The 13,960-nt window shown below is 54.3% G+C and carries 9 protein-coding genes; 3 read left to right on the forward strand and 6 right to left on the reverse strand.

Features of this window, described 5'->3' with window-relative positions; genetic code table 11:
* Positions 1 to 80: 80 nt before the first annotated feature.
* The 5 genes from FKW31_RS05480 to FKW31_RS05500 all read right to left on the reverse strand — a co-directional run bounded on the left by FKW31_RS05480 (position 81) and on the right by FKW31_RS05500 (position 10,942).
* Positions 81 to 1,646: an efflux transporter outer membrane subunit gene (locus FKW31_RS05480; RefSeq protein WP_150178008.1), complete on the reverse strand. Its 1,566-nt coding sequence runs from the start codon at positions 1,644 to 1,646 to the stop codon at positions 81 to 83.
* Positions 1,646 to 4,954: an efflux RND transporter permease subunit gene (locus FKW31_RS05485; protein ID WP_150178009.1), complete on the reverse strand. Its 3,309-nt coding sequence runs from the start codon at positions 4,952 to 4,954 to the stop codon at positions 1,646 to 1,648. Before FKW31_RS05485 ends, FKW31_RS05480 begins: the two co-directional genes overlap by 1 nt.
* Positions 4,951 to 8,142: an efflux RND transporter permease subunit gene (locus FKW31_RS05490; RefSeq protein ID WP_150178010.1), complete on the reverse strand. Its 3,192-nt coding sequence runs from the start codon at positions 8,140 to 8,142 to the stop codon at positions 4,951 to 4,953. Before FKW31_RS05490 ends, FKW31_RS05485 begins: the two co-directional genes overlap by 4 nt.
* On the reverse strand, positions 8,139 to 9,374 hold the full coding sequence (locus FKW31_RS05495; protein ID WP_006116027.1) for an efflux RND transporter periplasmic adaptor subunit: 1,236 nt from the start codon (positions 9,372 to 9,374) through the stop codon (positions 8,139 to 8,141). Before FKW31_RS05495 ends, FKW31_RS05490 begins: the two co-directional genes overlap by 4 nt.
* 173 nt (positions 9,375 to 9,547) lie before the next feature.
* Positions 9,548 to 10,942: an MFS transporter gene (locus FKW31_RS05500; protein ID WP_150178011.1), complete on the reverse strand. Its 1,395-nt coding sequence runs from the start codon at positions 10,940 to 10,942 to the stop codon at positions 9,548 to 9,550.
* Positions 10,943 to 11,054: 112 nt separating this feature from the next.
* Between FKW31_RS05500 and FKW31_RS05505 the strand changes: the two genes are divergently transcribed.
* The 3 genes from FKW31_RS05505 to FKW31_RS05515 all read left to right on the forward strand — a co-directional run bounded on the left by FKW31_RS05505 (position 11,055) and on the right by FKW31_RS05515 (position 13,218).
* Positions 11,055 to 11,360: a CsbD family protein gene (locus FKW31_RS05505; RefSeq protein WP_150178012.1), complete on the forward strand. Its 306-nt coding sequence runs from the start codon at positions 11,055 to 11,057 to the stop codon at positions 11,358 to 11,360.
* A gap of 110 nt (positions 11,361 to 11,470) precedes the next feature.
* On the forward strand, positions 11,471 to 12,118 hold the full coding sequence (locus tag FKW31_RS05510; RefSeq protein WP_006116024.1) for a ribonuclease HII: 648 nt from the start codon (positions 11,471 to 11,473) through the stop codon (positions 12,116 to 12,118).
* Complete coding sequence (locus FKW31_RS05515) at positions 12,115 to 13,218, forward strand: site-specific DNA-methyltransferase (RefSeq protein WP_006116023.1); 1,104 nt, start codon at positions 12,115 to 12,117, stop codon at positions 13,216 to 13,218. The genes FKW31_RS05510 and FKW31_RS05515 overlap by 4 nt, the downstream gene beginning before the upstream one ends.
* A gap of 61 nt (positions 13,219 to 13,279) precedes the next feature.
* Here FKW31_RS05515 and FKW31_RS05520 read toward each other — a convergent pair whose 3' ends face one another.
* Positions 13,280 to 13,945 (reverse strand): ankyrin repeat domain-containing protein, encoded by a 666-nt coding sequence (locus FKW31_RS05520; RefSeq protein WP_035351775.1) that lies wholly within the window; start codon positions 13,943 to 13,945, stop codon positions 13,280 to 13,282.
* Positions 13,946 to 13,960: the final 15 nt, after the last annotated feature.

The following is a 13,960-nucleotide window of genomic DNA, read 5'->3' on the forward strand; positions in this document are numbered from 1 at the left end:
CTGAATAACCAGAGCATGAAAAAACCCCCGGTCTAAAAAGGCCGGGGGTTTTTGTTTGTGCAGCTAAAAAGCAGGCCGCCCTAGTTTTTATCCTTTTGGATAAAGGACGGCAGAAGCGGGTTGTCTGTTTGCATGGAATCCTTGCTAGGCAGCGAGGATGCATCCCACCCACCACCAAGAGCTTCAATAAGCGTGACGGAATCCAGAATACGGCTTTGCTGAATTTGCAGTGCCGTTTCCGCATTGGAAAGAGCTGTTACTTCCGCCGTAATAACCGTGGTGTAAATCTGGGTGCCAGCCATGTACTGGTTGAAGGAAATCTGCACAGCCTTGTTGGCGGCTTCTACAGCAACAGCCTGTTGGTCTGCCTGGTCTGCTAGTACGCGCAGGTTGGCAAGCTGATCTTCTACTTGTTGCAGGGCTGTCAGCACGGTCTGGCGGTAGGCGGCTACGTAGTAATTATAATTGGTGTTGGCTTCACGCACAGCGGCGGTGCGTGCGCCCCCCTCAAAGAGGGTTTCCGTAGCGGAAGCACCTAGCGCCCAGATACGGTTGGCTACCTGCACCAGAGCTCCCACCGGGTCACCACTGTAGGAGTAGCTGGCTGTTAATTTTACGTCCGGGTAAAATGCAGCAAGTGCTGCGCCAATCTGGGCGTTATATTCCTCCATCCTGCGTTCTGCGGCAGAAACATCTGGGCGGCGCTGCAAAAGCTCTGAGGGCACGGCAACAGGAATGGCCGGAATATCCCGCGTAAGCGCACCGTGGGGAATGGAAAGATCCGCCGGAGATTTGCCCATCAGAATGGCAATGGCATGTTCATACCCTGCGCGGGCGGCATCTGTTGCGGTGGCTTGGGCGCGTGTTTGCTCAAGCTGGGTTTTGGCCTGCATCAGTGTGGTGGGGTCAGCCGTGCCTGCATCATACTGGTTTTTGGTGATCTGGTAGGAGCGTTCGTAAAAATCTACGTTCTTTTGCAGCAGATCGTGCAAGCTATCCTGATACCGCAGGTTAAAATAAGCTGTTGCCAACTGCGCCTGATAGGAGAGTTTGGCATTGGTCAGATCAGCCGCAGAAGCCTGAGCCTCTGTTACCTGAGCCTGAATCTGACGGCGGATATTGCCCCACAAATCTAGATCCCACGAGGCGGAAGCACCCATTGCATAGGTATTTTCTGTGGTGTTGGAGGCAATGGAGGACGTTGTATCTCCGTAGTTAATAATCGTGCCTGATGAGCGCGAGCCACGGCCAGAACTCTGCCGGTTGAAGGAGAGGGCACCGCTTAATGTAGGATACAGCTCTGCTCGTATGGCGTTAATGGCGGCGCGGGCATTGCGGTATCTGGCCTCATACTGCGCGACATTCTGGTTGTTAATTTCCACCTGAGATTCAAGCTGGTTCAGCAGCGGATCATTATAAAGCGTCCACCATGCGCCTTTGGGAATGGCCGCCAAGCTGGGCTGTGCATAGTTCCACCCAGCCGCAGGCCGTAGCTCCTTGAACTGCGGAGAGATAATGGCCGAAGGGCGTTTATAATTGGGGCCAACCATGCAGCCCATAAGCGCCAGTGGTGCCATAAGGCTGGCAGCGCGGCGGGATAGTTTTTTGTGTTTGAGCATCATGCTGGAAAAAGAAGGCGAAACCATCAGCTATCCTGCCGGGAGGTGCGAGAAAAGAAAGAGCGCAGGCGTATTTTCTGAACACGCAGCCGCCACGTATCAAGCGTAAGATAAATAACAGGGGTGGTGTAAAGTGTAAGAGCCTGACTGACGAGCAACCCGCCCACAATGGCAATGCCCAACGGGTGGCGTAGTTCTGCCCCATAGCCATTGGTGATCATTAGCGGGGCCGCCCCCAGCGCTGCGGCAGCGGATGTCATGATAATAGGGCGGAAGCGGAGCAAGCAGGCTGTACGGATGGCCTCAAGCGAAGACATGCCATGTTCACGCTCTGCCACAAGAGCAAAATCCACCAACATGATGGCGTTTTTCTTTACAATGCCAATCAGCAGAATCACCCCGATCATGGCGATAAGCGAGAATTCTTCCCCAGCCAGTTGCAGCGCCAACAGTGCTCCCACACCAGCAGAAGGAAGGGTGGAAAGAATGGTGAGCGGGTGCAGATAGCTTTCGTACAGAATACCCAGAACAATATACACGGCAGCCAAGGCGGCGAGTATCAGCAGGGGTTCATCATTCACGGCTTTCTGGAACTGTGCGGCATTTCCCGCAAAACTGCCGTGGATGGTGGATGGCATATGCAGCGTAACCTGTGCGGCGTTGATAATCTGCGTTGCCGTACTAAGCGAAACACCCTTGGCCAGATTGAAGGAGATAGTGGAAGCCACAGCCATACCCTGATGGTTGACCGAAAGGGGTGTGCGTGTCTGCACAATCTGAGAAACCAGCGTAAGCGGCACCATGCTTTCTGACGATGTGCTGACAGCAGACCCGTTGGAAGCCCCGGCGCCTCCCGCCAGTGCGTTGGCAATCTGGTTTTTGAAGGATTCCGAACTGAGGGAAGATGCTGAACTGCTTCCGGCCTCATCCAGCCCGCTGGTGTTGCGCACGCGTATGGTGTTGGATTGTGTGCCACCGCCCGCTGTGCCACCGGCCACACTGACCCACACCTGCATCAGGCTATGGGGGTTGGACCACAGCACCGGGTCAGCTTCCATCACCACGCGATACTGATTGAGCCTGTTGTAGATGACAGAGGCCGCACGTTGCCCGAAGGCATCGTACAGCGTGTTGGAAAGCAACTGCGGCGTGATGCTGACACGTGCGGAGGTATCACGGTCTATATCCACGCTCATGGCGGAACCACCCTGCTGCACGTCGGATGAAAGATCGGTCAACTGTGGGTGGCGGCGTAATTCACTTTGGAGCTTGTCTGTCCATGTATAAAGCTCAGATGCGTTTTCCCCTTCCAATGTGTACTGGTAGGAGGCGTTGCTCTGCCGGGCGCCCGCACGTACGGCGCCGGGTTCCATCAGAAAGAAATCAGCCCCCACCAGTTTGCTCAGCCGTGTGCTGATACGGTTGATAAGGTCTGTGGGGGTATCCGAACGCTCGCTTTTGTCCTGCAACTGCAAGAACAGATTGGCTTGGTTGGAAGAGCCGCGACCACCAATAAAGGAGGAGACACTTTTAACTTCTGATTCCGCCAGAATAGCCTTTTGCACATCAGCCAGTTTTTTGCTGAGTGCGCCAAACGAGATAGACTGATCTCCCTGCAAATGTCCCATCAACAGGCCCGTATCTTCTACCGGGAAGAAGCCCTTGGGCATGAGAATAAACAGCGCGACAATCAGCGCCAGCGTAAAGGGCAGGCTCAGCAACACCAGCTTGCTATGCCGCAGCGCAACATCGAGTGAATACGCATATCCAGCCTGAAGTTTATCTAGCGCACGGGTAATACGTGCCGCTACACGGGCAGAAAACGGTGCGTGTTCCTGCGTTTCAAGCGCGGGCGCACGTGGGGCCAACAGGTAAGCAGCCATCATGGGGGTAAGCGTGAGAGATAGCACCATGGAAATAATGATGGTGATGCTGACCGTCATGGCGAATTCATGGAACAACCGGCCCGCAAGGCCACCCATGAGCAAAATGGGCAGAAAAACCGCAATTAGCGAAATGGAAATGGAGAAAACGGTAAAAGCTACCTCGCCGCTACCCTTTGTGGCGGCTTCTCGCGGGGGAAGGCCCTGTTCTATGTAGCGGGCAATATTTTCCACCACCACAATGGCATCATCCACCACAAAGCCGGTGGAAACCGTAAGCGCCATAAGGGACATATTGTCCAGCGAATAGCCAAACAGCGCCATCACCCCAAATGTGGCCACAATAGAAGCTGGCACCACAATGGCGGGAATAAGCGTCATTCTAACAGAGTGCAGAAACAGCAGCACCATTAGCACAACCAGCACCACGGAAATAACCAGTGTAAGCTGTGTATCGGCCAGAGAGGCGCGGATGGTAAGGGAACGATCCAGCCCAATATGCAAATCCACCCCGCCGGGTAGAGCGGCCTTGAGCATGGGCAGCTTAGCGTTGATCTGATCCACCGTATGGATCACGTTGGCCCCAGCCTGCGGGAACACGATGGCAATAACCGAGGGCTGGCCATTGTAATATCCGGCGTTGCGCAGGTCTTCCACGCTATCACGCACTTGGGCAATATCCGCCAGCCGCACGGGCCGATTATTGCGCCATGCGATAATCAGATCCCGATAATCCTGCGCTTTGCTTACCTGATCATTCGTATCCAGGGTAAAGCGCATGCCGCCTTGGTCAATAATACCTTTGGGGGTATGGGCATTGGCCGAGGCCAAGGCTGCGCGCACGTCTTCAAAGCTGATGCCGTAGCGGTAAAGCGGCAGAGGGTTTATTTCTGCACGGATAGCTGGCAGCGCACTCCCGCTGATTTCTACCTGACCAACACCTTCTACAGATGAAAGATGCTGCACCAGTACATTGGTGGCGTAATCATAAAGTTGTGGGCGCGTATGGGTGTCTGATGTCAGGGTTAAAATCAGAATAGGCGCGCCGTTAGGGTTGGCTTTGCGGTACGTCGGGTTTTGCCGCAGGGAGGACGGCATATCTGCATGGGCTGCCTGAAGGGCGGCTTCCACATCTCGCGCAGCGCCGTTGATATCGCGCGAGAGCGAGAATTGCAGCATGATGCGCGTGGTGTTTTGCGAGGATTGTGACGTCATTTCCGTCACATCCGCAATCTGGCCCAAATGTCGCTCCAGCGGGGCCGCTACAGAACTGGCAATTTCTTCCGGGCTGCCGCCAGCCTGCGTGGCCTGCACCATAATCACCGGAAAATCCACATTCGGCAGGTCAGATACCGGTAGGGTGCGGTAGCCTAAAATGCCCCCCAGCAACATGGCCACCGTAAGCAGAATGGTGGCCACGGGCCGGTCAATAAACAGCCGGCTTATGCTCATGGTGTGGAATGTCCATCAGCCGGAGGTGGGGCAGAAGGCTGGCTGTGCTGGTGCCGCATGGCGTTGAACTTGTGGGCCAGCGTATCCAGCGCCAGATAAATAACCGGCGTTGTAAACAGCGTAAGCAATTGGGAAAGTGCCAGCCCGCCAATAATGCTCAGCCCCAGAGGGTAACGCAGCTCGGACCCCGTGCCATGAGAGATGACCATGGGCACAGCACCCAACATGGCGGCAAGGGTTGTCATTAAAATAGGGCGAAAACGCAGTGTGGCGGCAGTGCGGATGGATTGAAGGGAGTCCATGCCATGCACGCGTTCGGCTTCCAGTGCGAAGTCGATCATCATGATGGCGTTTTTCTTAACAATGCCAATCAGCAGCACAATGCCGATAATGCCCATAATATCCAGATCCACGCCCGCAACCATCAGCGTTAACAGCGCTCCAATGGCGGCGGAGGGCAGGGTGGAGAGAATGGTAACCGGATGCACAAAGCTTTCGTAAAGAATGCCCAGCACGATGTACACGGCAATCAACGCCGCAGCTACAAGGAACAACTCATTGCTGAGTGAGCCTTCAAACGCGGCTGCCGTGCCTTGGAATGATGTCTGGAAGGTGGAAGGCAGCCCAATTTCTTTTTCCACCTTGCGGATGGCGGTCGTGGCATCCCCCAGCGCATAGCCATCGCTCAGATTAAAGGAAATGGTGGTGGCGGGGAACTGCCCAAAATGTGTGAGAAGCAGGGGCGCTGTTTCCTGCGTAACGGTGGTAACGGCATCTAGCGGCACCATGCCGGAAGTGGGTGAACGCGTAGGGCCAGAAACACTTTCCCCCGAATTGCCGCTGATACCCGGCAGATAAAGTTGGGAGAGTGAGGAAAGGTTGGTCTGGAACTTGGGGTCTGCTTCCAGAATAACGCGATACTGGTTGGACTGCGTATAGATGGTAGAAATCTGCCGCTGACCAAAGCTGTCATACAACACGTTATCAACGGTTTGCGGCGTGATGGAATAACGTGCTCCGGTGGCTCTATCCAGCGTAACCTTTGCCACCAGCCCAGATGCCTGCAAATCCGATGTGACATCAGAAAGCGCAGGTTCCTGCTTCAGGCGGTCCAGCAGCTTTGGCACCCATGTCTCAAAGGCACTGTATTCTGGGTTTTCAAGCAGGAACTGGTATTGCGTAGCCGTAACTGTTGTATCCAGAGAAAGATCCTGAATAGGCTGCATATACAGCTTGATACCGGCTACCTGTGAGGTTTCATCGGCCAGCCGCCGGGCAATTTGCGCCGCTGTGCTTGTGCGGTCATCATGCGGTTTCAGGTTGATAAGAAACCGGCCCTGATTAAGCGTGGCGTTCTGCCCATCCACCCCGATAAAGGAAGAAAGCGAGACCACATCCGGGTCTTTCAGCAGCACTTTGGCAAGTTCTTGCTGATGCTCTTTCATGCTCTCAAACGAGATGGTTTGTGAGGCAACAGAAATACCCTGAATCACCCCCGTATCCTGCGCGGGAAAGAACCCTTTGGGTATAACCCACGCCAGCACACCTGTAAGCAGCAGTGTACCTACGGCCACGCACAAGGTTAGCACGCGGTGGGCCAGCACCACATCCAGTATGCGGTCATATCCGGCAATCAGCTTTTCCGTGTAGTCTTCCATCCGGGCAGACCAGCGCTGGAATGCTGTTGTGGCAGAACCGGCATCATGCACACGTTCAGAAAGAATACGCGCGCACATCATCGGCACCAGTGTAAGCGAAACCACAGCAGACAGAATGATGGTAACGGCCAGTGTAAGCGCAAATTCATGGAACAGGCGGCCCACAACATCGCCCATAAACAGCAGTGGAATGAGCACAGCAATCAGCGAGATGGTGAGCGAGATAATGGTAAAGCCAATTTCCCCGGCCCCTTTCAGGGCGGCTGTCATACGGTCTTCTCCCGCTTCCACGTAGCGGGAGATGTTCTCGATCATAACAATGGCATCATCCACCACAAAGCCGGTGGCGATGGTAAGCGCCATAAGCGAAAGATTATCCAGCGAGAAATCCAGCAGATACATCACTGCCAGCGTGCCGATAATGGAAAGCGGCACAGACAGGCTGGGAATAATGGTGGCAGGGATATTGCGCAGGAATACAAAAATAACCGCTACAACCAGCGCGAGGGATAAAAACAGTTCGCCCTGTACATCGGACACAGAGGCGCGAATGGTGGTGGTGCGGTCTGTTAGCGGGGTAATATCAATACCCGGAGGCAGCGTTTCCCGTAGGGCAGGCAGGGTGGCTTTTACGTTGTCCACCACGGAAATTACGTTGGCGCCGGGCTGGCGCTGCACGTTCATGATCAGTGCGGGTGTAAGGTTGGACCATGCCGCAAGCTGCGTGTTTTCCGCACCGACAACCACCGTTGCGACATCACGCAGGCGGATAGGACCGTTGTTCTGATAGGCGATAACCTGATTAAGCAGCACATCCGCACTGGTAATCTGCCCATCCACCTGCAACGTGGCGGCCTTTTGCGGGCCGTCAAATGTACCGGTGGGGGAGTTTACGTTCACGTTGCCAATGGTGGTGCGCAACGTGTCCAGATCCATACCGTAGGATGTAAGCTTGGGAATGTTAACCCGCACCCGAATGGCTTTGCGGTTGCCACCAGAAAGCGTTACCAGCCCCACGCCGGAAATCTGGCTGATTTTTTGCGCCAGGCGGGTATCCACGTAGTCTTCCACTTCTGGCAGCGGAATGGTGGAAGATGTAATGCCCAGTGTTAGCACAGGTGTATCCGCCGGGTTTACCTTGGCGTAAACCGGAGGGGCTGGCAGATCTGTTGGCAGCAGGGAGTTGGCCTGGTTAATGGCAGCCTGAACTTCCTGCTCCGCCACATCTATGGAAGTATCCAGCGCAAAACGCAGGGTAATAACCGATGCCCCACCAGATGAGCGTGATGTCATCTGGTCCAGCCCCGGCATCTGGCCAAACTGGGTTTCCAGCGGGGCAGTTACAGAGGTGGACATGACATCTGGCCCAGCGCCGGGGTAGAATGTTTCAACCGTAATGGTTGGATAATCTACCTGCGGCAGGGCGGAAACGGGCAGAAAATGGTAGCCCAGCAGGCCAGCCATAAAAATGGCCAGCATAAGCAGAGTAGTGGCAACCGGCCTGCGAATAAAAAGGGCTGAGGGGTTCACTTTGCCGCGGAATCCGATGCTGGAGTGGTTTGTGCAGGAATGGTGACTTTAATGCCGGCACGCAGATGGTCTGTGCCATCTGTTACCACTCTGTCACCATCCTTCAGGCCGGAGGGAACAACAATGTTGGTGCCATCTGATGTGCCAGTGGTAACGGGCCGTACTTCAACGGTGTTATCGGCCTTTACAACGTAAACAAATAGGCCATTGGGGCCAGTTTGCACTGCTGTTGTGGGCAGTAGCAGCACATTGTTAAGTGTTTTAACCAACAGGCGGGCATTTACAAACTGGTTGGGAAACAGATGCTCATCCGTGTTGGGGAAGATGGCACGCAGGCGCACAGTGCCGGTGGAGGTATCTATTTCACTATCCAATGTGCTAACGGTGCCATCCGCAATTTTTTGCGTATTGGAACTGTTCCATGCCTCTACGGAAAGGGATTTTTGGGTGCGTAGCTCTTCCGCCACTTCAGGAAGCTGATCCTGCGGGAGTGTGAAGATAACAGAGATAGGCTGCATCTGCGTTAGAATAGCCAACCCGCCAGATTGACCCGCCGTAACGTAATTGCCCTTATCCACAGCACGTATGCCAATACGGCCATCTACAGGTGCAATAATATGGCAGTAAGTGATCTGGAGCTTCTGGTTATCCACCAAAGCCTGATCGGATTTTACCGTGCCTTCCAGTTGCTGCACGATAAACTGCTGATCCTTGGCCGTTTTAGCATCAATACTGTCCTGTCGGATCAGGCGCTGGTAACGCGCGCTATCTACGCGTGCCTGTGCAAGCTGGGCTTTATCTGCGGCAAGCTGGCCTTCATATTGGGCTAGCAACACCTCATAAGGGCGGGTGTCTATCAGCGCCAGCAGATCACCTTTGTGTACGTGCTGCCCTTCCGTAAACAGCACGTTCATCAGGTAGCCTTCCACGCGGGTTTGCACGGTTACGTTGGTAATGGGGATAACCGTTCCCAGCTCGGTAAACACCACGGGCATGGAGCCACTATGTACCGTTTGTACGGCAACGGGCTGCGCCTGAGATGTATCAGCCGTGTGGTGTTTGCCCTTTTTATGCGTTCCGCTGCTGGTGTCTCCATGCGGGCGCAGGAAGGCAAAGGCCAGCACGCATGCACCTGCCAGAGCTATGCCTGCAAGTAACATCCGTTTTTTACGGGGAGGGCGCGGAGATGGTGAAGACGGAGAAACGGGAGAGGCTGGCTGATGTTCATCCATGTGGCGCGCTGCGTATTACCTAAAAATAAGGAATATTGGTTCAGATAGGAAAATAAAGGCCAGAATAAGGTTTTATAATCCATCTGAGAGAAGTGATGGGAGCTGGAAAGCAGGAAGTTCTGCTTTCACCGTAAAACGTACCACATGGATATGGGAAGGGCTTGTTACGTTTTTTAACGTTTGTTTCCACTCATGGAGGCCCCGGCAGAAGGTGCAAGGCTCGCCGCAAATGGCACAGCCAGAAGAGATACAGCCCCAGTTGCCAGAAAACCTGCGGAAAAATCGCCCAAAGTGGGTGTTGTGTGGCCATATATTTGCCCCAGCACGGTAAGCGTGCCCGCAGCAATACATATGCCAGCAGAAAGCATGATCTGCTGCATGGTGGAATACAGGCTGGTTGCAGCGCTCATGTTACTTGCTGGCACATCAGCATAGGCAATGGTGTTGTAAGCGGAAAACTGGATAGCTTGCGCAGCCCCGGCACATGCCAAAATAAGCGAAAAAAGCCACAAGGCATGCGGCAGCCGAAAGCTCGCTACCAGTGTAAAAACGACAGCAGCGGAAATGCCATTGAACATTAGCACCTTCCGAAAGCCCCAGCGCCGCAAAATGGCGGGTACAAAGGGCCGCGTTATTAACGCCCCAATGGGGGCTGTAAATGTGACCAGCCCGCTTTGGGCAGCGTTGAGCCCCATGCCGATTTGCAGAAAGGATGGCATGAGAAAGGGCAGCGAGCCCACAGCCACGCGTGAGGCCGCGCCCGCTAAAACAGAAATCCGAAATGTGGGAATGCGCATAAGCCGGAAATCTAGCAATGGCGCGGGAATGCGGAAGGCATGAATGCAGTAAAGGGCCATCAGAAGGCTGCCCGCGCCCAGCATAACCACGCGCAAAGTTATTGAACCTTCTGCGTGGCTGAACAGTTCTGCAAAAACAGAAAGCAGCGCCAGCCCACCCCCGGCCAGCACCATGCCCTTTAAATCAAACGGCGCAGGTGAGGGCTCGCGAATTTGTGGAATAAAGCGCCATGTAAGCCCTAGCCCGACCAGCCCAATGGGAATGTTGAGGTAAAAATTCCACCGCCATGAAAACCATGTGGTGATAAATCCACCAACCACCGGGCCAAGCAAAGGGCCAAGCGTTGCGGGCAACATCATCCACGTCATGGTGCGCACAAGCTGATCACGCGGTGTGCTGCGGATAATCACAAGCCGCCCTATGGGCACCATAAGGGCGCCGCCAATACCTTGCAGCGTACGCATGCAGGCCAGAAAGGGAAGGGAGTTTGCTTGAGCGCAAAACAGAGAGCTGGTGACAAAAATGCAAATGGCCACCATCAGCACAGACCGGCTGCCCAGCCTGTCTGCCAACGCACCAGAAGCCGGTATGAAAATAGCTAACCCAATAATATAGGATGTGAGTGCAACAGAGGTTGCAACTGTATCAACGTGTAAACTGTTAGCAATAGAAGGCAGAGCTGTTGCCAGAATGGTGCCATCAAGCTGTTCCATAAACATCATGGAGGCAACGATCAGGGCGGTGAACTGCGCTTTGGTCGGGCGTGGCATGCCTAGTCAGAAACGTGTTTTTGCGGTCTGATGCAACCTATGATCCTGCAAGCACTGTTTTGTTACGGCAAGCAGGCGGGTGGGATTGCACTCAAAGTTTAAGGAAAAAGTCATGGCTGAAGATAAAATCAAGAATGTTGAAAGCAAGGTTGAAGGCGCAGCAACAGATGCCAAAGGCCATGTTAAAGATGCCATCGGCGGTTTGACAGGTAATATTGGCATGCAGGCCGAAGGTAAGTTCGATCAGTTTGCTGGCCACATGCAGCAGGATTTTGCAGATCTGTACGAAGAAGGTGAAGGCGTGCTGGAAAAGGCAGCAACCTTTGTGCGGGATAAGCCCCTGCTTTCATTGGGTATTGTATCCGCTATTGGCCTTGTTCTGGGCTGGCTGATCTCCCCCCGTCGCAAGCGTTCTTGAAAAATTAGTTTACCGGGACTCTTGCGCTCCTAGGTAAAAAAATGCTTCTCCTTCCCTGCGGAGTCGCAGTTGATGCGACTCGGTTAATTTAGCCGAGTCGCATCAAATGGATGGAAAGAGAAGCAATGCCGGACTTTACGCGGGAACAGCAGCTGGGTGGCCGAGTGGCCGGGGTGGATGAAGTGGGCCGTGGCCCGCTGGCAGGCCCCGTGGTTGCTGCCGCCGTGGTGTTTGGGGCTGGTGTACCTGCTGATCTTGCCGCTGTTATTGATGATTCCAAAAAATTAAAACCAGCTGTGCGCGAAGCCATAGCGGAACGCCTGCCGCAAGTGCCGGGTATTGAAATCGGCATTGGGGCAGCTTCCACTGCGGAAATCGATAAGCTGAACATTCACCATGCAGCCCATCTGGCCATGCAAAGGGCGGTAGGCCGCCTGCCACGCCTGCCAGACCACGTGCTGGTGGATGGCAACAAGCTGCCGGATTTTGGCTGCGCTGCACAGGCTATTGTGGGCGGAGACAGGGTAAGCCTGTCTATTGCTGCGGCATCTATTGTGGCCAAAGTGGTGCGAGACCGCGCTATGGCTCGGCTGGATGCGCGCTGGCCTGATTACGGCTGGGAGAAAAACGCGGGCTACGGCACGGCTGTTCATCGCAAGGCGCTGATCAGCGTGGGCATTACACCGCACCATAGAAAAACGTTCGGCACAGTGCGCCGGCAGCTAGAAGAACATTATTCGGCGGAGAAGCAGGTATGAGCGGCGCAAAATCAGCATCCATGGAACTCCCTATTGATCAGATCCTCCGTGGTGAATGCGTGGAAACCATGCGTTCCCTGCCTTCTGGTTCTGTGGATTGTGTGTTTGCAGATCCGCCATACAACCTCCAGTTACGTGGAGAACTGCGCCGCCCAGATGATACGCTGGTGGATGGCGTGGATGATGACTGGGACAAATTCTCTGATCTGGAAGAATATGACCGTTTCACCCGTGCATGGTTGGCAGAGGCCCGCCGTGTGCTGCATAAGGATGGCACAATTTGGGTGATTGGCTCCTATCATAACATCTATCGCATTGGCGCCATTTTGCAGGATCTGGGCTTCTGGATTCTCAATGACATTGTGTGGCGTAAATCCAACCCCATGCCCAATTTTCGTGGTCGGCGTTTTACCAATGCACATGAAACCCTTATCTGGGCCGCACGTGGGCAGGATAGCCGGTACCGCTTTAACTACCAGGCCATGAAGGCGCTGAATGATGATGTGCAGATGCGCTCAGACTGGTATCTGCCCCTGTGCACAGGCAATGAGCGCCTGCGGAATGAACACGGGTTGAAGCTACATCCGACCCAAAAACCAGAAAGCCTGCTGCACCGCGTGCTGCTGGCTTCCACCACGGTAAATGATGTTATTCTAGACCCATTCTCCGGCACAGGCACCACGGCTGCTATGGCGCGCCGTTTGCGGCGGCATTTTATCGGTATTGAACGCCACCCGGATTATGTAGAAGCTGCCATGGCGCGTGTGGCCGCTGAAACGCCGCTGGAAGCCGATGCCGTGCAGACCACACAGGATAAGCGTGAAGCCCCGCGTATTCCTTTCGGCTCATTGGTGGAGCAAGGGGTTATTGCTGCTGGTACGGTAGTGTGTGACAAAAAACGCCGCGTACATGCGACTGTTTCGCCTGATGGCACGTTGGTAAATGGCACCAAGCGCGGTTCTATCCACAAGTTGGGTGCGCAGCTTACAAATGCTCCTTCCTGCAATGGCTGGACATTCTGGTATTTTGAACGGGCAGGGGAATTGTTGCAGCTTGATGTGCTGCGGCAGGAAACACTCCAGAAAACAGCGCAGGCATAACTGCGCTGTTTTCTAAGGTGTAAGAAAATACTTTAAAAACAGAATATAAAAAGGCAGCGTTTTAGCTGCCGCCAAAGCCCAAAAAGCCCACAGAAGGTTGTGCGGTGCCGCCTGTGCTATCGTACCGCCGTTCTTGTATTTGCTTCTGTTCGTCCTGCTCATAACGGGCATTGTTGATGCCGCCAGAAACAACAGGTTCCGAACCACCATCCATGCTGCCACCGTAAGAACGCGGGTTATCTGCCGGAGTGCGGAGGGAAAGCAGAAGGAAGGTAATGGGGTTACGGTTAAGGTCGATAGACATATCCAGAGGTGTCTGACCCAGAATATTATGCCCGTTCAGATCCGCCCCACGGTTAATGGCATCTTTTGCAGCAGAAATGCTGCCACGGTTAATGGCATCAAACAGGGCGGCTGTGGGTTCCACATCCTTATTGGATTTATCCCCGTCATCTTCATCCAAGCCTGATGCACCGGGAATATTGGTGGGCGGGGCAGCCTGTTTGGCAGCCTGCGCGGCTTCCGCCTTTTTGGCGTCTTCAGCAGCAGCAGCTTCATCGCCCCCTTGTGCCTGCGCCCAGACAGGAGTGGTGGCAAAGCAGGCAAAACTGCCCATAAGCACGGCAGAAGAAGCAAGGCGGCAGAAACGGGTCATTGTCTGTCCATCATTACACGTATGCGTCATGCTATCACACCGCATAATGGTGTGAAAGTGGAGAGACCGCACACCCCACTCTTTCCC

Source organism: Acetobacter sp. DmW_136, from assembly GCF_008690365.1.
GTDB lineage: Bacteria > Pseudomonadota > Alphaproteobacteria > Acetobacterales > Acetobacteraceae > Acetobacter > Acetobacter oryzifermentans.